This window comes from Actinoplanes sp. NPDC019969 (assembly GCF_055562375.1).
Genome location: NZ_JBVHFK010000008.1, coordinates 108,978 through 129,005, shown reverse-complemented (window position 1 = coordinate 129,005; position 20,028 = coordinate 108,978). Strand labels below are relative to the sequence as shown.

18 protein-coding genes are annotated in these 20,028 nt (G+C 72.5%); 8 read left to right on the top strand and 10 right to left on the bottom strand.

What is annotated here, in order from left to right:
- Positions 1–42 precede the first annotated feature (42 nt).
- Positions 43–495 carry a hypothetical protein gene (locus ACZ3II_RS24195; RefSeq protein WP_465519991.1) on the bottom strand — a complete coding sequence of 151 codons (453 nt, stop codon included), beginning with the start codon at positions 493–495 and terminating at the stop codon, positions 43–45.
- Between the two features lie 248 nt (positions 496–743).
- On the opposite strand from ACZ3II_RS24195, the gene ACZ3II_RS24190 reads away from it, so the two are divergent.
- From ACZ3II_RS24190 to ACZ3II_RS24170, 5 genes are all read left to right on the top strand, one after another.
- The gene (locus ACZ3II_RS24190) at positions 744–1,358 is read left to right on the top strand and encodes a hypothetical protein (protein WP_465520262.1); all 615 of its coding nucleotides are present in this window, start codon (positions 744–746) and stop codon (positions 1,356–1,358) included.
- 371 nt (positions 1,359–1,729) lie between these two features.
- Complete coding sequence (locus ACZ3II_RS24185) at positions 1,730–2,698, top strand: DMT family transporter (protein WP_465519990.1); 969 nt, start codon at positions 1,730–1,732, stop codon at positions 2,696–2,698.
- A gap of 349 nt (positions 2,699–3,047) precedes the next feature.
- Positions 3,048–4,034, top strand: a complete 987-nt coding sequence (locus ACZ3II_RS24180; protein WP_465519989.1) for a hypothetical protein — start codon at positions 3,048–3,050, stop codon at positions 4,032–4,034.
- A gap of 121 nt (positions 4,035–4,155) precedes the next feature.
- Positions 4,156–4,836: a tRNA (guanosine(46)-N7)-methyltransferase TrmB gene (gene trmB / locus ACZ3II_RS24175; protein WP_465519988.1), complete on the top strand. Its 681-nt coding sequence runs from the start codon at positions 4,156–4,158 to the stop codon at positions 4,834–4,836.
- Between the two features lie 170 nt (positions 4,837–5,006).
- A complete protein-coding gene (locus ACZ3II_RS24170; RefSeq protein ID WP_465519987.1) occupies positions 5,007–7,037 on the top strand; it encodes a sensor histidine kinase in 2,031 nt (676 codons plus the stop codon).
- On the opposite strand, the gene ACZ3II_RS24165 is transcribed toward ACZ3II_RS24170, so the two are convergent.
- The 7 genes from ACZ3II_RS24165 to ACZ3II_RS24135 form a co-directional block, all read right to left on the bottom strand.
- Positions 7,034–7,606: a hypothetical protein gene (locus ACZ3II_RS24165; RefSeq protein ID WP_465519986.1), complete on the bottom strand. Its 573-nt coding sequence runs from the start codon at positions 7,604–7,606 to the stop codon at positions 7,034–7,036. The genes ACZ3II_RS24170 and ACZ3II_RS24165 overlap by 4 nt on opposite strands.
- A gap of 55 nt (positions 7,607–7,661) precedes the next feature.
- The gene (gene ggt, locus ACZ3II_RS24160) at positions 7,662–9,461 is read right to left on the bottom strand and encodes a gamma-glutamyltransferase (protein ID WP_465519985.1); all 1,800 of its coding nucleotides are present in this window, start codon (positions 9,459–9,461) and stop codon (positions 7,662–7,664) included.
- A gap of 70 nt (positions 9,462–9,531) precedes the next feature.
- The gene (locus ACZ3II_RS24155) at positions 9,532–11,040 is read right to left on the bottom strand and encodes an alpha/beta hydrolase (RefSeq protein WP_465519984.1); all 1,509 of its coding nucleotides are present in this window, start codon (positions 11,038–11,040) and stop codon (positions 9,532–9,534) included.
- A 127-nt stretch (positions 11,041–11,167) separates the two neighbouring features.
- Positions 11,168–11,410: a hypothetical protein gene (locus ACZ3II_RS24150; protein ID WP_465519983.1), complete on the bottom strand. Its 243-nt coding sequence runs from the start codon at positions 11,408–11,410 to the stop codon at positions 11,168–11,170.
- Positions 11,411–11,474: 64 nt separating this feature from the next.
- Positions 11,475–11,738, bottom strand: a complete 264-nt coding sequence (locus tag ACZ3II_RS24145; protein WP_465519982.1) for a hypothetical protein — start codon at positions 11,736–11,738, stop codon at positions 11,475–11,477.
- Between the two features lie 11 nt (positions 11,739–11,749).
- Entirely contained in the window at positions 11,750–13,384 is a 1,635-nt protein-coding gene (locus ACZ3II_RS24140; RefSeq protein ID WP_465519981.1) for a sodium:solute symporter family protein, read from the bottom strand.
- A gap of 61 nt (positions 13,385–13,445) precedes the next feature.
- Positions 13,446–14,102 (bottom strand): HAD family hydrolase, encoded by a 657-nt coding sequence (locus tag ACZ3II_RS24135; RefSeq protein WP_465519980.1) that lies wholly within the window; start codon positions 14,100–14,102, stop codon positions 13,446–13,448.
- Positions 14,103–14,312: 210 nt separating this feature from the next.
- Here ACZ3II_RS24135 and ACZ3II_RS24130 point away from each other — a divergent pair, with 210 nt between their 5' ends.
- On the top strand, positions 14,313–15,329 hold the full coding sequence (locus ACZ3II_RS24130) for a glycosyltransferase family 2 protein (protein ID WP_465519979.1): 1,017 nt from the start codon (positions 14,313–14,315) through the stop codon (positions 15,327–15,329).
- 65 nt (positions 15,330–15,394) lie between these two features.
- Here the strand turns inward: ACZ3II_RS24130 and fgd are convergent, their stop codons facing one another.
- Positions 15,395–16,393: a glucose-6-phosphate dehydrogenase (coenzyme-F420) gene (fgd, locus tag ACZ3II_RS24125; protein ID WP_465519978.1), complete on the bottom strand. Its 999-nt coding sequence runs from the start codon at positions 16,391–16,393 to the stop codon at positions 15,395–15,397.
- A gap of 9 nt (positions 16,394–16,402) precedes the next feature.
- Entirely contained in the window at positions 16,403–18,226 is a 1,824-nt protein-coding gene (locus ACZ3II_RS24120) for a sigma-70 family RNA polymerase sigma factor (protein ID WP_465519977.1), read from the bottom strand.
- A 134-nt stretch (positions 18,227–18,360) separates the two neighbouring features.
- On the opposite strand from ACZ3II_RS24120, the gene ACZ3II_RS24115 reads away from it, so the two are divergent.
- Positions 18,361–18,753, top strand: a complete 393-nt coding sequence (locus tag ACZ3II_RS24115; RefSeq protein WP_465519976.1) for an ATP-binding protein — start codon at positions 18,361–18,363, stop codon at positions 18,751–18,753.
- A gap of 103 nt (positions 18,754–18,856) precedes the next feature.
- Entirely contained in the window at positions 18,857–19,999 is a 1,143-nt protein-coding gene (locus tag ACZ3II_RS24110; RefSeq protein WP_465519975.1) for a PP2C family protein-serine/threonine phosphatase, read from the top strand.
- The last annotated feature ends 29 nt before the right edge of the window (positions 20,000–20,028 follow it).

Below are 20,028 nucleotides of genomic sequence, written 5' to 3'. Positions count from 1 at the left end.
CGGTGACACGCCTCGCGTCGTGGCGGCTGCGTTCGGGCCGGGTCAGGCCCATCCGTGCACGTAGACGCCACCCTCGGCCTCGGTCGCCGTCCGGCAGAGGCGATGCAGGCCGGTGGCGAAGGCGCGGAGCCGGATCGGGTCCGGGTCCGCGATGTCCCGGAATTCCGCCCACGCCGGGACAAGGCTGTGCAGGTGGCCGACGCCGGCGTCCGCGATGGCCCGGACCAGGACCGGCGGCACCCGGATGATGACGTCCCGCTCATCGGCGGTGGCGGCGATGCGGTGCTCCCAGTCCTCCAGATCGACATCGGCGCCGGCGTCCAGGAGGAGGTCGGCGAAGTGGCCGAGCTCCTGGGAGAACCGCACCCCCTCGATCGGCTCGGAGAGCAGTCCGGCGGCATCGGCCTCGGTCGGCGGCCGGCGCAGGCCTCCGGGCCAGGCGAGGACCACGACGGCGACCGCATCGGAACGAGCGGCGAAGTACGTGTGACGCATGCCGACGAGGTTGGCCACCGCCGCGCGCCGCCCGCCCCGGCGTCGTCATTCATCGACGAGCGGGGGCTCTTTCGCGTTGGGAATGTCGTACCCGTCGATTAGAATGTATGTACGAAACAGGGGACCTGAGCTGCGGATCTTCGGGCCCTGGAGGTCCGGTCCTGCCCGGATTTCCGCAGTGCGAGTGAGGAGACGACGTGACGATCTCGACCACCACCCCCGTGCCCGTGATCCCTCCCTACGCGACGATGCTGGGCTTCACCCGGTATGTCTCCCGCACCGGTCCTGCCAAGGCCACGTTCGTCGGCGGGCTCCGGCGGCAGCGGGAGCGGCGGAGCGGCTTCAACCCGCACGGCCAGCTGGTGAAAGCACTCAAGGCGGACATCGCGTTCCGCACCGGCGGCAGCTACCTCGGCGGTGTCGTCGACGTGGTGAAGGACCGCTGGAAGCCGCTCTACGAGGCGCTGCGTTCCGGCGCCCGCACCTATCTGGCCTCGCTCGGCGACCCCGAGCAGGTCGACCTCGCACAGACCCGGGACGCGATCGCCACGGTCGGCCCCCTGGCTGTGAAGATCAACCCGCACTTCGGCCTGCGCTTCGCCGACGGGCGCCGGGAGGCCGTCCGCCTGCACTTCGACGAGGAGCCGCCGAGCCCGGAGGCCACCACCGCGATGCTCTACCTGATGGCCCGCCACATGGACCAGATCCTGCCCAACGCCGAGCCGGTCCTGGTCGACCTGCGCCGCGGCGTCGCCCACCGCATCGACCAGGCCGCCCGCCCCGCCGACATCGAGAGCTGGCTGGCCGGTGAGGCAGCCGCCTTCACCGCGATGTGGGCCGCCACCGCCAGGCCAGCCGCCTGACCCACCGCGCGCCGTGCCCTCACCCGGGCACGGCGCGCGGCGCTGTCCCGCGCAGGGTCTTCTGCCCTCCCATCCCTGCACGCCGCCCTACCCGCGAAGGCACACAGCTTCGCCCTCCTGCGGGACCCGCCGTTCCATCGGGCGGCAGGCACTGGCGGCGGGCGTCTTTCCGCTGCGCTTCGGGCCGGGTGCGGCGTGGTCCTGGGGCGGGTTGGCGTTAGGCTGCCTGGCGTGAGTCCGTTCCCTGGCGTCCTGCCACCGCCGCGCTCCTGAGCGGAGCGCTGCCGCGCTGATCGAGCGACGTTCGGTCGGCGGCCGTGTCGTGCGCTCCGTCGCCGGTCGTCGACGACTCACTTCCACTCGGAGCGCACGTGTTCACCTCGTACCTTTCCTCCTTCTTCTCCTCGGCGTCGGCCGGTGCCCGGCTGAGCCTGCTGCAGGTTTCCGTCACCGGGGTCCTCTGGGGCACCACCGGCGTCGTCGTTCAGGTCGTCGCCGAGCGCACCGGGCTCGGCGCGCTGGCGATCGGGTTCTACCGGCTCGCGGTGGCGGCCGTGGTTCTGCTGCTCATCGGGTTGCCGGCACGCCGGCGGATCGCTGCGGCCTTCCGGGCCGCGCCGGTGGCGGTGATCGCGGCGGGTGCCGGGCTCGCGGCCTATCAGGCTCTCTACTTCGTGGCGGTCCGGCTCGGCGGGGTCAGCATCGCCACCGTGGTCAGTCTCGGGATCGCGCCCGTACTGCTGAGCGCCTGGGAGACCCTGCACACCCGGCGGCGGCCGAGCACCCCGTCGCTCGTCGCCTCGGCGGCTGCGATCGCCGGTCTGGCGCTGATCGCCGGCGCCACCGCCGAACCGGGCGCCACCACCGCCGCCGGCCTGGGGCTGCTGGCCGCGATCGGATCGGGCGTGGTCTACGCGGCGTCCACCGGGCTGAGCCGGCACACCACCCAGGGCATGGAGCCGCTGATCCTGACCACGCTGTCCTGCACGGTCGGGGCGGTGGCGATCCTGCCGCTCGCCGCGGTCGAGGGCCTGGCGTTCACACCGCGGCTCACGCCGATCGCCCTGCTGTTCTATGCGGGCGCGATCACCACCGCGCTGGCGTACGCCCTGTTCTACACCGGCCTGCGCCGCATCTCCGGCAGTGTCGCCGTGGTGGTCACCCTGCTCGAACCGTTGACCGCGGCCGTCCTGGCGGTGCTGCTGATCGACGAACCGCTCGGCGCCCTGACGATCGCCGGCGGCCTGCTGTTGCTCGGAGCGGTCGCCACGCTGTACCTGAATGCCGGCCCCGCAACAGGGCAGCCCACCACTCCGGCGGTGACGTCCGGCCAGCGCTGACGGAACCCCGGAAGCGCAGCGAGGTCCGGGTACCGGGGGCCGCAGCGGCTTTCCCGAGCACCGGCCCGGCCGGCCTCGGCGCCGGCGGCAGCCGGGCGGAGGACCTCGGCTGGCTCTCATGGCTGTCTCGGGGGGCGGGAGACAGCCATGAGGACCAGCCGGACGAGAACCACCGTGGGCCGCACGTTCACCTGCCGGCAGCGAGCGGAGCGGGAGGGGAAGTTCCGTGGGTCTCGGCGTGGGAACGGCTTAGGTGCCAACCGGTTGCGACGATGACTCCAGGTGTAGGTGATGGGGGCGGGACCTCGGGGGGCGTTCGGCCATGACGATCGGTCGGGTTGTGGGAAACGTGGCACTGGCGGTGGCGCTGGCTGCCGGGGGTTCGGTCCTTCCGGCGGCGGGGCCCGCCGCCGCCGTGGAGAGAGCGACCACGGGTGGGGTCGACGGGGCGTCGGTGGGGCTGCGGAGCAGGGTGGCGTACGTGCGGCGCGGGGAGCTGTACGTCGACCAGGGCACCGGCGAGAAGAAGCTGACCAGCGGCGGTGGGCACAGCCGGCCGCGCTGGGCGCCGGACGGCAGGCGGATCGCGTTCCTGAAGGACCGGCGGCTCTGGGTCATGGGGGCGGACGGCAGTGGGCGGCGGCAGCTGGGGACCCGGTACGCGGCGGGGCCCTCGTGGTCGCCGGACGGGAAGTGGATCGCGTTCGCGTCCCTCTCGTGCACGGGCGGGCCGGGCGTCTACCGGATCGCGGCGACGGGGGCCGGGGCGAAGCCCGAGGTGCTGTTCCCACGGGACTGCCGGGGTGAGGATCTGCCGGAGGAGGAGGCGCCGGCCGGTGGGTCCGAGGCCTCGCTGAACGAACGGCTCCGGTACGACGACGCGGTGGCCTGGTCGCCGGACGGCACCCGGATCGCGTTCCGGGGTGGGGACTGCGAGTCCACGTACGACGCCTGTCTGAGCATCGGGACGCTCCGGGACGGGGCGGAGAAGACCGTCGCCGCGTACGGGGGCGGAAGCCTGCAGAACAGCGGGTTCGCGGTGGTGCCGAGCTGGCGGCCGGACGGGGCGAAGCTGTCCTGGACGGCCTATCAGGAGGGTGAGACGGCGGCGGAGAACGAGCCGGTGCATCTCGTCGAGTACGACGTCGCGTCCGGGAAGAAGCGGACCGTCGGCACGGCGCTGGACCGGGAGCTGTCCTACGCCGGCACGGACCGGGCGGTCGTCACCGGGCAGAACGCCGGCGGCTCGTGGGTGACGGTGCTGTGCCTGGCGACGGGCAAGCGGACACCGTTCCGGTCCGGGTCCCAGCCCAGCGTGCAGCCTCTTCCCCGCTGACGCCGGCAAGGGCGAGCGTGTGGAGTTCGGCCGCTATGCGCGCCCGTACTCAACACGCTCGAAGGACGGCGTACCGCAAGATTTCGCTGTTGCGGGGTTCCGGTTCTATCGTGGGGCCGCCATGACTGAGACCGAGACCGCCGCCGCCAGGCCCATTCGCACCTTTCATCCGCGACGCGGCCGGATGAGCAGCCGCCATGCCGACGCGCACGCGCTGCTGTGGCCGCGGTACGGGCTGACCGTGACCGACGGCGACCGGACCCCGCTGGATCTGGACGCGCTGTTCGGGCGGACCGCGCCGGTGGTGCTGGAGATCGGGTTCGGGATGGGGGACGCGACGGCCGCGATGGCGGCGGCGGACCCGGACCGGGGCTATCTCGGTGTCGAGGTGCACACGCCCGGCATCGGGAACCTCCTGGCACTGGTCGGCGAGCAGGGGCTCACCAATGTGCGGGTGGCCTGCGGGGACGCCATGCAGCTGGTGCAGCGGATCGGGCCGGGGAGCCTGGACGCGGTGCACGTGTTCTTCCCGGATCCGTGGCCGAAGGCGCGGCATCACAAGCGGCGGCTGATCCAGCCGGGGAACGTGGCGGTGCTGCGCGAGCGGCTGCGGCCCGGCGGGGTGCTGCACTGTGCCACCGACTGGCCGGAGTACGCGGTGGCGATGGCCGAGACCCTCGATGCGGACCCGGGGCTGCGGCGGCTGCCGGACGGGCCGCACGGGCGGCCGGAGACGAAGTTCGAGCGGCGCGGGGCGGCGGCGGGGCGGCCGATCACCGATCTGCGGTACGCCCGGGACTGAAGCCACGGCGATTTGCCGTTTTGAGCCGATTCGCACCTCTAGGCTAGGGGTGGAGGTCGGCCATGCGGCGAGATGTCCCCGGCGATGCCGGGCGGTCCGGACGGACACACGCGGCATTCGCACGCGCGGCCGCGCCTTACGGGGGGACGGCCGTCGACGAGCACCCGCGCTTGCCGGCGGCCGCCACCGAGCTGTTCGAGCCGGCCCTGCACCGCGGGGTGCTGACCAGCGGCTCCGCCGACCAGCTCGCCGCGCTGACCGCCCGGGCGACCGGGGCGCCGAGCGCCTGCATCCAGTTCGCCGAGGGTGACCGGCTGCGGCTGTACGGCAGCTGGGGTGTCGCCGCCGACTGGGACGAGGTGACCGAGACCGGCCTGGAGAACTCGCTCGGCGGCATCGTGATGCGGACCGGCCTGCCCCTGCTGATCAGCGACGCGAGCGGCGACGACCGGGTGCCGGACGGGGTGCTGCGCCGCGACGGCGGCGCCTATCTGGGGCTGCCGGTGCACGACCGGATGGGCCTGGTGCTCGGGGTGTGCTGCGCCTACGACCACCGGCCCCGGGAGTGGACGCCGGACCAGGTCGCGGCGGCGGCCGAGGCGGCCGACGTGGCGACGCTGCTGATCGGCGAGCAGCTGGCCCGGCACGAGCTGGAGCAGCAGCACCGGTTCCTGGACGCGGTGCTGGACAGCCTGCACGACGGGGTGAGCGCGTGCGACGCCGACGGGCGGGTGGTGTTCGTCAACGAGCGGATGCGCCGGCTCTGGGGCGACCTGCCGGTGCAGGACGTGACGGGGCTGACCGACGTGACCGGGCTGCCGTTGCCGGAGCAGGAGCTGGGGCTGTTCCGGGCGTTGCGGGGCGAGCCGGTACGCGACACCCCGATCGCGGCGCATCACGGCAGGCGGACCCGGTTCTTCCTGATGGACGCGCAGCCGATCCACGGGCCGGACGGCCGGGTCGTCGGCGCGGTGCAGGCGGTGCAGGACGTGACCCGGCAGCGGCGGGCGGAACGGTTCCGCAGTTGTGAGCTGGCGGTGACGACGGCCCTCGCCGAGGCGCGGAGCATCGAGGCGGCCGGGCCGCGGGTCCTGGAGGCGGTGGTCGCGACCCTGGACTGGGTGCACGCCGAGCTGTGGAAGGTCGACGACGGGACGATCCGGGCGGCGGCCCGCTGGAGCGCCCCGGGCTGGCCGTCCGGGATCCCGGTGCCGGAGCGGCTGGCGTACGGGCAGGGCCTGGCCGGCCGGGCCTGGCAGGTGGACAAGCCGCTGTGGATCCGGGACGTGGGCCGCCCGCAGAGCCTGATCTCGCCGGGCACCTCCGCGGACCGGCTGCACACCGCCCTGGCGATCCCGGTGCACGACGGGACGGGCACGATCGGGGTGCTGACCGTCTTCGCGGACTCGATCGAGGACCCGGAGGACGAGCTGGTCGCGCTGATGTCGGGGATCGCCGCGCATCTGGGCCAGTTCGTGGAGCGCCGCCGGGTGGAGGACCTGCAGCGGCAGCTGACCCGGAGCAAGAACGAGTACCTGGCGCTGATCGGGCACGAGCTGCGGACCCCGCTCACGTCGATCAGCGCGTACACCGAGCTGTTGCGGGAGGCGGACGAGGCGACCCTGGTCCGGGACGGGCCGCGACTGATCAAGGTGATCGAGCGGAACACCAACCAGCTCCGGGAGATCATCAACGAGTTGCTGGAGCTGTCGGCGCTGGACGCGGGGCACGCGGACGTACGGCGTACCCCGATGGATCTCGCCGCCGTCGTCCGGGACGTGGTGGACCGCACCCGGGCCGCCATCGACGGCGCCCCGGTGGTGATCGACGCCGACCTGCCGGGCGAGCTGATCGTGCCCGGCGACCGGGACCGGCTGCGGCACATCGTGGAGAACCTGCTGGGCAGCGCGGTCCGGTTCAGCCCGGACGGCGGGCATGTCGGGGTGTCGTTGCGCAGCACCGGCCGGGCCGCCGAACTGGCCGTCTCGGACGCGGCCGCCGATGTGCCGCGGGCCGAGCGGGAGCAGATGTTCACCGGGCACTTCCGGACGTCCCGCGGTCACGACCGGACCCTGCCGGGCAGCGGCCTGGGCCTGACGCTGAGCCGGGCGGTGGTCGAGCGGCATCACGGCAGCATCGAGCTGACCGGCGGTGACACCGGGACGACCGTGCTGGTCCGGTTGCCGCTCGAGATGCGTTAAGGAGTCGGGCGGCCGCGGCGGTCGATGTCGCGCTGCACCTCGGGGTCCCACTTGGCGGCGTCCCAGTCGTCGCTGTTGATGATCGACCGGCGGCTGCCGCCGAGGTCGGCCCGGCCGGTCTCGCGGCGCACCCGGTTGCGGGTGGCGACCACCCCGGCGATCAGGGTCAGCCAGCCGGCCAGGCGCAGCCCGGCCAGGACCACCCCGGGCAGCGCCAGGAGGTAGCTCAGGCTGATCAGCAGCAGGGTGACGAAGAGGCCGCCGTAACCGGCGAGGCCGGGGCCGCTCGGGGAGACCCGGTGCGCGCTGATGATCCAGACGATCGTGGAGATCAGCAGGCCGATGACACAGACCCAGGTGACCAGGCCGAGCGCCATCATGCCGATCAGGACACCGCTCTGGGTGCCGGGCGTGGCCGGGTCGGCGCCGCTGCCCAGCACGGCCACCACGAACAGCGCCGCTGCCAGCGAGACCAGCAGGAAGCCGATGCTGAACCGGATCACCCGGCGGGTGGCCAGCGCGAACTGCTCCAGGTTGCCCTCGTGCGGGGGCAGGTTCTCATAGCTCATGGGTCCTCCCCGGTCGATCCGGCCATTGTCGCCGATCGACCGGGGAGTCGCGTACTCAGCGGGCCGGGCGCACCACGCCTGCCGCGCCGCCGCCCCGGCGGGACGGCTCGGCGGAGGCGATGAAGCCGCCGCCCCTGGTGAACTCGATGGCGGTGGCCGCCCCGAGTTCCGCCACGTCGGGGCCGAAGGTGTGGCCGAGCGCGGTGAGCTGCGGCCCGTACAGCGCCCGGAACGCCGGTTCCGCCTGGATGCCGGCGCTGTTGCGCTGCGAGGCGCGCGGCGCGGCCATCGCCTGCGGCAGGGTCATGCCCAGGTCGATCCGGTTGACCAGCACCTGCAGGACGGTGGTGATGATGCTGGCGCCGCCGGGCGAGCCGAGCGCCAGGAACGGCTTGCCGTCCTTGAGAACGATGGTCGGCGACATCGAGCTGCGCGGCCGCTTGCCCGGGCCGGGCAGGTTCGGGTCGGGCGCGGCGCCCTGGGTCGGCGCGAAGTTGAAGTCGGTCAGCTCGTTGTTGAGCAGGAAGCCACGGCCCGGCACGACCATCGCGTTGCCGCCGGTCGCCTCGATGGTGAAGGTGTACTCGACGATGTTGCCCCAGCGGTCGGCGACGGTCAGGTTGCTGGTGCTCTGGCCCTCCTCGACCTTCGCGCCGACGGGGGCGGTGGCGCATCCGGAGCCGTTGAGGTCACCCGGGGCGACCGGCTTGGTGAGGGCGGTGGTGCGGCTGATCTGGCAGGCCCGCTGGGCGGCCCACCGGTCCGAGATCAACTTCTGGAGGACCTTCTGATCGGTGTACGCCCCCACGTACCGGTTCCGGTCGGCGAAGGCCAGGGCCGACGACTCCAGGTAGTGGTGCAGCTTGTCGGTGGTGGTCGCGGACGTCGGCAGCCCGGCCTCGATGATGTTCAGCGCCTCGCCGACCGCGGTGCCGCCGCTGGACGGCGCGGACATGCCGTAGAGGGTGAGCCCGCGGTAGTCGGAGCGGGTCGGCGCCGGGAACCGCAGGCGGTACGCCGCCAGGTCGGCCTCGGTCAGGACACCGGGGCGGATCGGGTACGCCCACGTGCCGGCCGGTTCGGCGGCCAGCGGCGGGTGCTGCACCGTCCGCACGATGTCCCGGGCGAGCGGCCCGCGGTAGAGCGCCCCGGCGCCCTTCCTCCCGAGCAGCCGGTAGGTGGCCGCGAGGTCCGGGTTGCGCTGGATCGACCCGACCGCCGGCGGCTGCCCGCCCGGCAGGTACAGCTTCTTGGTCGACTCGAACTGCCCGAACGCCCCGGCGATGTCGGCGATCTGCTGGCGGAACGTGGCGTCGACGACGAACCCGCGCTCGGCGAGCCGGGCGGCCGGCTCGAGGGACGCGCCCAGCGACCGGGTGCCCCACCGCTTGAGGGCGCTCTCCCAGGTGGCGGGCGTGCCGGGGACGCCGGCGGAGAGGCCGCTGACGCGGGCCTCGTTGAACTCGTACGGCAGCCCGTCGGCCGGGTCGATGAAGTACTTCTCGGTGGCCGCGGCCGGCGCCGTCTCCCGTCCGTCGATGGTGGAGACCGTCCGGGACCGGGCGTCGTAGTAGACGAAGAAGCCACCACCGCCGATCCCGGCCGAGAACGGCTCGGTGACCCCGATCGCGGCGGCGGCGGCGACCGCGGCGTCCACCGCGTTGCCACCCCGCTTCAGGACCTCCAGGCCGATCGCGGTGGCGTCGGCGTCGACGGTGGAGACGGCGCCGCCGTACCCGGTGGCGGTCGGCACCTTGGGCGCGGCCTGGTGACCACCGGCCTGGGCCGGTGGCGACGCGACCGCGACACCCAGGGCGGTGAGGGACAACGCTGTCAGTGCGGGCAGAAGCCGCATCGGTCCTCCAGGTTGGACAGAGTCGGTCGTCCATCCCTGCCTACCGGTGATCGGACAGGGACACAACCTCTCAACCGACGCCGAACGGCTTCGGTTCGATCGCCGGGCAGGTCGCGTCCGTCGCGGGCAGGGTCAGGTCGGTGAGGTAGCGGTCCACGGCGGCGCTCACGCAGTCGCTGTGGGTGTAGGCGACGTGCCCCCAGCCCTGGTAGGTCAGCAACCGGGCGGACGGCCCGAGCCGGCGGGCCACCTGCTGCGCCCAGGGGTAGGCGGTGGCCGGGTCGTACCGGGCGTTGACCAGCAGCACCGGGCCGGTCGCGGGCGGGATCGGGCGCTGCGGGTTGACCGGGGCCTCGCGACGGCCGAGGCAGCCGGAGACGGCGGTCAGCGCGAGCGGGGAGGCGCGCATCTGCGGGGCTCGGGCGGCCATCGCGCGCAGCTTGTCGCGGAACCCGCCGAAGCCGCCGACCGGCAGCGACCAGTCCTGGCAGATGACGGCAGGAAAACTGTGCGGGGTCAGGTCCTCGGCCCGTCTCCGGGCCGACCGGGCCAGCGGGGCGGCCGGGTCGTACGCCTCCTTGAGGTAGTACGCGAACGAGTACCACTGCGGGTCGTAGAAGGCGCTGAACGCCGCCGAGATCAGGTCCCAGGCGGTCAGCTTGTCCGGCGGGTCGTACGGGCTGATCAGCGTCCCGGCCGCCGCCCGCCGCATCAGCTCGGCCCACATCGCCTTGATGTCACGCCCGCGCAGCACACACCTGGCGTCCCGCCCGCACCACGCCACGAACTGGTCGAACGCGCTCTGCACCGCCTCCGCGGTCTGGGTCAGGAACGCGTCCACCCCGGCGCTGTGGTCCATCACGCTGTCCAGCACCAGGGCGCGCAGCCGGTCCGGATGGCGTTCGGCGTAGAGCTGGCCGATCAGGGTGCCGTACGACGCGCCGTAGAAACTGATCCTCGGCTCGCCGAGCGCGATCCGGACCGCCTCCATGTCCCGGACCACGCTGAGCGTGTCCGCGTGGTCGTAGATCGGGCCGCTGCGGCCGGCGCAGTCGCTCGCCAGGCGCCGGTTGTGCTCCCCGGCGCGGCGGAACTGGTCCTCGGTGGTGATCAGCGGTTCCGGTTTCGCGTCGACCAGGTCCTGATCGCACAGGATCGGGGCGCTGCGGCCGACACCGCGCGGGTCGATCCCGACGATGTCGAACCGGCGGCGCACCTCGGGGTGGAAGAACTCGTGGTCGAGGGCCATGTTGAGGGCCGAGACGCCGGGGCCGCCGGGATTCACCATCAGGGCGCCGATGCGGGCCTTCGGGTCGGTGGCGGGGCTGCGGGCCAGGTAGAGGTCGAAGTGCTCGCCGAGCGGGACGGTCCAGTCGACCGGGACGCTCATCGTGCCGCACTGGACCTTCTCGTCCTCGGGGCAGGGCTTCCAGCGGATCGGGCCGGTGCCGGCCTCGTGGCGCAGGACCCGGGGCGGCGTGCCCAGGGCCCGGTCGGCCAGGGCCGGTTGTGGCGCGTACCCGAGAAGGGTTGTGCAGGTGAAGATCGCGGCCATGACCGGCCGTGCCAGAGCTCGCATCGGCCTCATCTTGGGCCGGATTCACCGAGCGAATCAGGTGAACGGTGGCATTTTACGCATTTAGGTCACATGACGGCGTGCGAGGGTCGCCGTGGCGCCGGTGCCACAGCGACCCCGCTCCGGACCGTCAGCGGCCCGGGGGCAACGCGGAGATGGCGGACGCGTACTGCGCGATCTGGCGTTTGTTCGGCACCACGCCGTACACCCGCAGCTGGTCCTGGATCTCCGTCTTGATGTCGTCCTCCGGGCGGCCGCGATGGGTCTGCATCACCTGGTTGACGACGTAGTCGACACGTAGTTGCACCTGCCAGCCGACCGGGCGGCGGGAGGACTCGCCGGTGAGTCCGCTGAGAGCGGTAAGGGGGTTCATGCCCGCTCCATCGGTCGCGCCGGGGCCCGAGTTGACGATTCACCGGGCCCCGGCACCACCATCGCTACTCAGGCGCACCCGGCCGGACCTCAGCGTCCTCCTCCGGCGGCTCGGACGGCGGGTTCAACCGCAGCCAGAGCAGCATCAACAGGCCGAGGGCGAGCATCCCCAGACCCATCCAGAGATTGATGCGTACGCCTTGCGCCTTCTCCAGTTCGCTCGCGTCGTCGAAGAAGCCGATCACGGTGACGATCAGGCCGTACACCAGGAACAGCCCGCCGATCACCCGCCGCACGTCGAACAGCCGCGCGAGTTTGCGCTGCGCCATCAGTCAGCTCCTCACCAGACGGGGATATACAGGAGGAAGGCCAGGACCACCGCGATCACGCCGAGCAGCACCGGGTTGCGCCACCACACCCGGTCCGCGACCAGCGCGTCGCCCGAGCCGTACACCAGGCCGCGCAGCTCGTCCTCGCTCTTGCCCGGAGTGAACGGGGTGATGATCGCGGCCACCACGACCGCCGTCACGAAGGCCAGGCCGGCGCCCCAGAAGCTCTGCTCCAGGTCCGAGTTGAACTTGATCACCTCGGTCAGGTGGGCGATGTAGAGCGCGAACGCGGCCAGGAAGCCGAGGAACAGCGACCAGAACCCGGCCCACGCCGACATCCGCTTCCAGAACATGCCGACGATGAACGTGGCGAACAGCGGCGCGTTGAACAGCGAGAACAGAGCCTGGATGTAATTCATGATGTTGTCGAAACCGGCCGCGATGAACGCGGTGCCGATGCCGACGATGATCCCGGCGACGGTGGCGATCCGGCCCACCCGCACGTAGTAGGCGTCGTCCCGGTCCTTGCGGACGTACGCCTGCCAGATGTCGTAGGTGAAGACCGTGTTGAAACCGCTGACGTTCGCCGCCATGCCGGCCATGAACGACGCCACCAGACCGGTCACCGCCACCCCGAGCACGCCGTTCGGCAGCAGGTCGCGCATCAGCAGCGGAATCGCGTTGTTGTACGTCATGTCGCCGTCCGGAGCACCCAGCCCCTGCACGGTGACCAGGGCGATCAGGCCCGGGATCACCGTGACGGCCGGGATCAGCAGCTTCGGGAAGGCGCCGATGATCGGGGTACGCCGGGCCGCGCTCATGTCCTTGGCGCTCAGCGCCCGCTGCACCTCGGCGAAGTTCGTCGTCCAGTAACCGAACGACAGCACGAAACCGAGGCCGAAGACGATGCCGATCCAGCTCGCGCCGAGCGGGTTGTCGGTGCCGCCGGTGTCCGCCCAGGTGTGCAGGCCGGCCTCGCCGAGCGGGCTCTGCCGCACCTTCTCGAACAGGCCGTCGATGCCGCCGACCTTCACCAGGCCGATGATCGTGATCGGCAGCAGGCCGGCCACGATCACGAAGAACTGCAGCACCTCGTTGTAGATCGCCGCGGACAGGCCGCCCAGGACGATGTAGGAGAGCACGATCACCGCGCCGACCACGATGGACGTCCAGAGCTGCCAGCCGAGCAGGGCCTGCAGGATGAGGGCGAGGGCGTACAGGTTGACGCCGGCGATCAGCACCTGCGCCACCGCGAAACTGACCGCGTTGAACAGGTGGGTCGGCCGGTTGAACCGCAGCCGGAGGAACTCGGGGACGCTGCGGACCTTGGAGCCGTAGTAGAACGGCATCATCACGATGCCGAGGAACACCATGGCCGGGACCGCGCCGATCCAGTAGTAGTGCAGGGTCATCAGGCCGTACTGGGCCCCGTTCGCGGCCATGCCGACGATCTCGAGAGCGCCCAGGTTGGCGGAGATGAAGGCCAGCCCGGTCACCCAGGCCGGCATCGAGCGCCCGGACAGAAAGAAGTCCGCGCTGCTCTTGATGGCTCGCCGGGCCGCGAAACCGACCCCGAGCACGGTGACGAAATAGATCGCCAGAATCAGATAGTCGACGAACTGCACGTCGAGCCGGAGTCCGGACACGGACCACCTCCCGCAGATGTGGCCCGCGTCCTACCCGTAACGAAGAATTTTCACACCTGATTCACAGGTTAGCCATCGCCTCCGGTGTCACCTCGGTGATCGCACCCACCACCAGCGTGGCGCCGGCCAGCGCGTCCGGGGCCGGCGGGTAGACGCCGTGCGGCACCGCGACCACGGTCAGGCCGGCCGCGGCAGCCGACCGCAGGCCGTTGCTGGAGTCCTCCACGGCGGCGCAGACCTCCGGCGTCAGGCCCAGCTTCGCGACAGCGGTCAGATAGACGTCCGGCGCCGGCTTGCCCCGCGGCACCTCCTCGGTGGACAGGGTCACCTCGAAGGCGCCGGTCAGGCCCGCCGTGGCGAGCACCTGGTCGATCAGGATCCGCGCCGACGAGCTGGCCAGGGCCAGCCGGTACCGCTCGCCGAGCGCCCGGACCGTCGCCACCGAGCCCTCGATCAGCGGCAGATCCTTCCGGTATCGCTCGGCCATCCGGCCGAGCACGTCGGCGGCGACCTGCTCGGCGGTCCGCGGGACACCCACCTCGTCGGCCAGGTGCGCCGACCACTCGCCGGTGCTCATCCCCATCATCCGGTCCTGGCTGTCCGGCAGGAACGCGCGGCCGTGCTCGGCCACGTACTCCCGCCGCACCTCCTCCCAGACCTCCTCGGTGTCGATGATCACGCCGTCCAGATCGAAGACGATCGCCTCAATGTGCTTCACAGCGATCACCCTACCCTTCCTCGTTCGATACGCAGCGTGATCGCGCCACCGGTTCGGTCCGGGCAGGTGATCAGCATCAGCCGATAGGCCAGGGTGCCGGACGGTTGCTGGCAGGTAGCTTCGGGCGCAGCACGCCGCCGAACCGGGGAGCCGTTCCTGATGCCAGTTCCGAATCGACCCGGACGACGCCCGCAGTCACCGTCCGTAAGCGTGGTGAGCGTCGGGGCGGTCCCGCCGGCAACCCTCCGGGCCGACGAGGTGATCATCGTGGCCGGGCCGGGCGACGACATCCCGCCGGGACCGGCCCGGGTGGTCCGGCAGACCCGGACCGGGGCGGGGAACGCGCTCGCCTGCGGCATCGCCGCCGCGACCGGCGACATCGTCGTCACACTGCCCGCCTCCTACGACCCCGACGACGTACCGCGCCTGGTGACGGCTCTGCGCAGGGGCGCCGACGTGGCCGAGGCGACCCCGCCGAAACGGTACGGCGACCTGATCCTGCTCTGGTTCATCAGCGTGCTGCTCGGCTGCCGTCCGGCCCACCCCGGGCCCGGTCTCCGGGCGTTCTGGCGGGACGGCTCGGGACGGCTCGGCCTGCCCCGCGTCGCCGGCACCGACCCCGCCCGCGGTGACGGGCGGGACGGGGAGACCCTGGTGACCGTACGAGCCCGGGCCGCCGGCCTGACCGTCGCCGAGGTCCCGGTCATCATCCCCGTCCGGGGCGGGACACCGCTGCTCACCGGCCTGAGGGCGGTGCTCGGCGAACACCTCGCGCGGCACCGGGCCGGCCGGGTCACGCCCGAGCCGGAGAGCATCGTCGTGATGACCGGCGCTGCCGCGTTGCCGGACCGGCACCCCGCCGCGGGCCACTGGCCGGCGGTCAATCCGACGGTCACCGTCCGGGCCGAGCCGCCGAACAGCGCGGGCCTGGGCTTCCCCGACCGGCGGCGCAACGACCGCCGCGGCCCGGACCGCCACCGCCCCGACACCATGTTCGACCGCCACCGCCCCGACACCGCGCTCGACCGCCGCCGGGCCGACACCGCGTTCGATCGCCGCGGCTCCGGTCTGCAGAGCGGCGACTCCCTGAACCGGCGGCGCTGGCGGGACAACCGGGGCCTGCCGGACAACGGCCGGCCTCGTACGCAGGGCCGCCCCAACCTCCGGGTGATCAACGGCGAGGGCGGCAGCTCCGGCGGGACCCGGGGCCACCTCCGCTCCCTGTGACTCCTCCGGCTGGCGCTCAGGGCTGTCTCCAGCCGCGCGAGACAGCCCTGACGACCAGCTGAGGGTCAGGAGCGGGAACGGAGCTGGGGCAGGATCTGCTCGGCGTAGAGGCGCAGGAAACGCTCCTGGTCCGGCCCCGGCGCGTGGAAGACCAGGTGCTTGAAGCCCATGTCGAGGTACTCCGCGACCTTGGCGGCGTGCTCGGCCGGGTCGGACGAGACGATCCACCGGGTGGCGGTCCGCTCGACCGAGAGGGCGTCGGCGAGCCGCTGCATCTCGATCGGGTCCTCGACGCCGGTCTTCTCCTCCGGCGACAGTGCCAGCGCGCCCCAGTAGTGGGTGTCGTTGCGAGCCCGCTCGATGTCGTCGTCGAACGACACCTTGACCTCGATCAGCAGATCCAGGTCGTCGATCTTGCGGCCGGCCTTCTCCGCGCCCTCGTTGACGGCCGGCAGCAGCGTGTCGGTGTAGAGCCCGTGGCCCTTGCCGCTGGTGGTGATGAACCCGTCGGCGATCCGCCCGGCCAGCCGGGTCGCTGCCGGCCCGGACGCGCCGATGTAGATCGGGACGGGCTGATCGGGCTTGTCGTAGATGGTGGCGTTCTCGGTGGAGTAGAACTGCCCCTCGTGGGTCACCCGGTCCTCGGCCCAGAGCTGCTTGATCAGCAGCACCGCCTCCTTGAGCCGGGCGAACCGCTCCTTGCCGTCCGGCCACCGCGTGCCGAGCGGCACCTCGTTGAGCGACTCGCCGGAGCCGACACCGAGGATGGCGCGGCCCGGCGCGAGGCAGCCGAGGGTTGCGAAGGCCTGCGCGACGACGGCGGGGTGGTAACGGAAGGTCGGCGTGAGGACGCTGGTGCCGATCAACACCTTCTCGGTACGCGCGGCGAGCGCCCCCAGCCACGGCAGCGCCGCCGGCGCATGCCCGCCGTCATGCCGCCACGGTTGCAGGTGATCACTGACGAAGACCGAGTCGAAGCCCAGCTCCTCCGCCAGAATGCCGTATTTGAGCAGCTCAGCCGGCGCGAACTGCTCGGCCGACGCCTTGTACCCGAACCGAATCATGACGTGAGCCTAGCCCGCTTCCCGGTAGGCCTTGCCCGCCTCGGTGGGGCTGTCTCCGTCACGGTAGAGCCCGAAATCCACGCTGTCGCCGACCGCCGGCAGGCCGAACCAGGCGTAACGCTCGACGTAGGACCGCTTCTCCAGGCCGGCGGTGGCGCCCTTGATGAACCGGACCTTCTCGGCGTCGCTCGGATACTTCGGTGCGCCCCCGAAGTTCATCAGGCCGAACTCGGTGATCCAGATCGGTTTGCGGTACCGCTGGTGGACCGCGTCGACGTAGCCGAGGAACTGATTCACGGCGGCGGCGCTGAAGTCCGAGCCGTACCAGTGCAGGGCTATCGCGTCGACCCGTGCCCCCTGCGCGGAGGCCCCGGCCATGAACCGGTCGAGCCAGCCGCCCGGGGTGTCCCCGCCGAACGCGACGGCCGGGCTGACCAGCCGCATCCCGGTGGCCTCCAGTTTCGGCCAAGCGGCCAGGGCGGCCTCGACGCTCATGTTCGACTGTTCGGCGAGGTCCGGCTCGTTGAAGCCGAGCAGCACCTTCCCCTCGGCCTTGACCTGCCGCAACGTGGCATCGGTGAGGTTGGCGGGACCCCAGATCATCGGCACGAACTCGACCCCGGCCGGCCCCGGGACCTCGTCGTCGTTCGGCGACCAGCCGTAGTACCAGGCCGCGCCGACGTCCTTGAGGGCCGCCTTCGTCCCGGCGAACCTCCAGACGGCGGCGCCCTTCTTCGCCGACCGGGCGGCGGCGGGCGGGGCGGCGGGCGGGGAACCGGCGCGGGTCGCCGACGGCGTGGCCGGGACCGGGCGTGAGGGCACGGCGGAGGGCGGCACGGACCGGGCGGGCACCCGGGAGGGGATCACCGCGGCAGGCGAGGCTTGCGGTGAGACGACGGCTGCGGCGCTGGTCCGCGGCTCCGCCGGTGCGCGGTACGCCACGACGACCGCTCCCGCGCCGGCCACCGCGGCCGTGGCGACCGCGGCGGCGAGCACCTTCCAGCCCACGGTCGCCGCGGCCTTCGCACCGGCGGCCGGAACCGCGCCGGTGGCCGTACCGGAAAGGCCGTTGATCTGCCAGAGGGCCAGCCCCGGCGGCAGCGGGATCAGCGCCATCCCGGCCAGCAGCCGTTCCGCCTCGACCATGTCCTGCCAGACCGGGGCGCAGTGGCGGCAGTCGCGGGTGTGCCGGGCGATCCGCTTGCGCCAGAGCGCCCCGGGCTGCCCGTCCCAGCCGGTGAGCAGCGCGGTCAGCTCCGGGCAGCGCGGTCCCCTCAGCGCCCGGACCACCGCGCGGGCCGTCTCCAGCTGCGCCTTCATCCGCTGGACGCGGACCGCGGCGTGCTGGCGGCCGAGGCCGGTGGCGTCGACGATCTCGTCGCGGGTGAGTTCGCCGGACGCCTCCAGCCACCAGAGCGCGAGCAGCTCCCGGTTCTCCGCGTCCAGCCAGCGGGTCGCCTCGGCGGTCTCCCGGCGCTGGCCGGACAGCTCCAGCCGGGTGATGGCCAGGTCGGTGAAGTCGGCGCCGGGGTCGCGCAGGTCGTCGTCGAGGGGCGCCGCCGGGGGCCGGCCGCGGAACCGCTCCCGCACCTGGCGCACCGTGATCGCCACCAGCCAGGACCGGAACGCGGCCGGGTCGCGCAGCTCACCGAGGTTGCGCAGGACCCGGAGCATGACCTCCTGGACCACGTCGTCGACGTCGGCGTGCCCTTCCAGAGCCCGGCCGACGATCGTGTAGACCAGCGGCAGGTAGCCGGCGACGAGCCGGTCGACCGCCGCCGGGTCGCCGGCGCGGGCCGCCGCCACGGTCGCGGTTCCGGGTTGTTCCGTCATGGTCGCCGAGCCTCCTTCGCACGCGGGTGTCCGCGCTTGAAGGGAGACGGGCCGCGGGGACATGGATAACACGAAACGGGGAGGCGATCACCCGGTCGCGGTTAACCGGGCGGCGGATCGGGCACAGATCCGGCATGCGCATGTCGGTCCGGCTGAATCTGCCCCTGGAGGTGGACAGCGTGCCCGCCGTGCGACGGCTGTTGCGTTGTGCCCTGTCGGTCCTGCGAGTGGACCGCCAGGCCGGCGCTGATCTGGAGATCGCCCTCACCGAGGCGTGCGCGAACGTGGTGAAGCACGCCGCGGGCGCGGAGAAGTTCGAGGTCCGCCTCGACGTCGCCGAGGACCGCTGCTCCATCGACGTGGTGGACGACGGGGCCGGTTTCGACCCCGGCGACGGGGTCTCCCCCGAGGCCACCAGTGAGCGGGGGCGGGGTCTCTTCCTGATCAGAGCGCTGGGCGAGAACGTGCGCATGCAATCCAGCCCTCGCAGCGGAAGCCTGATCCACTTCGAGAAGTCGTTCGCCTGAGGCGGTTCGCGCCGGTGCTGGCCCCAGGGGGCCCGCACCGGCGCGAATTGCTTGCCGTATAACAAATATCTGCGGAGGTCGTCACTCACGAGAGGAGTCCGTCATGTCCGATCAACCGGCGCCCCTCGGCTCCCTGCTGCGAGCCACGCCACCCGACCGGCTGCCCGAGGCCGCCGCAGAGCACCTGCGCCGCCACTACGCCGCCGAGGCGGTCGAGGTCCTGGTGCCCGACCTGACCGGCACCCGGCTGCGCCCGCTGCTCGGCCCCGGGCAGGACATCCCCGAACCGCCGGTGATGCGGTGCTTCGCCAGCCAGCGGCCCGACGCCTCCCGCCATCCGGCCGGCCCGGTCCATCTCACCCTGCCGCTGAGCTGCTGGGGCGAACGGCTCGGCGTGCTCCACCTGGCACTGCCCGCCGAACCCGAGGGCGACCAGGCCGAGCGGCTCGCCGCCGACGTCGACGACCTGGCCACCGCGCTGCGGGCGGCCACCAGCACCACCGACCGGTACCGGCGGGCCCAGCGGCGGGCCCGGCTCACCATGGCCGCCGAGTTGCAGTGGGAGCTGCTGCCCGGCCGCTCCCTCGGTGACGACCGGTTCCTGATCGCGGGGCAGCTGGAGCCGGCGTACGCCGTGCACGGCGACCACTTCGACTGGGCCCTGGACGGCGACCGGCTGACCATCACCGTGCTCAACGGGCACGGCGACGGCCTGGAGGCGGCCGTGCTGACCTCGCTGGCCGTCAACGCCATGCGCAACGCCCGCCGCTACGGCGCCGACATCGTCGAGCAGGCCGAACTCGCCTCCGACGCGGTCCACTCCCGGTACGGTGGCGCCGCCCACGCCGCCACGCTGCTCCTCGAGGTCGACCTGGTCGGTGGTGCGGTGGCCGCCGTCGACGCCGGTTCCCCGCACTGCCTGCTGGCCCGCGGCGGCGACGTCGACCGGGTGCCGCTGGAACAGCAGCTGCCGCTCGGCATGTTCGGCGAGGCGCACTACGAGATCCAGCGGTTCCAGCTCGAACCCGGCGACCGGATGCTGGTGGTCAGTGACGGCGTGCACACCGCCGCCCCCGGCGGGCGCCCCGTCTACGGCGAGTCCGCCCTGTTCACGGCGTTGCGCCGGACGCGGCTGCAGCCCGCCACCGAGGCGGTCGGTACCGTGATGCGAGGCCTTCGCGAATATCACGCCGGAGCCGAGCCGGAGGACGACGCGGTCATGGTCTGCTTGGATTGGCGGCGCTGACTTCGTACGGGAGGTTTGAACCGCCGCCG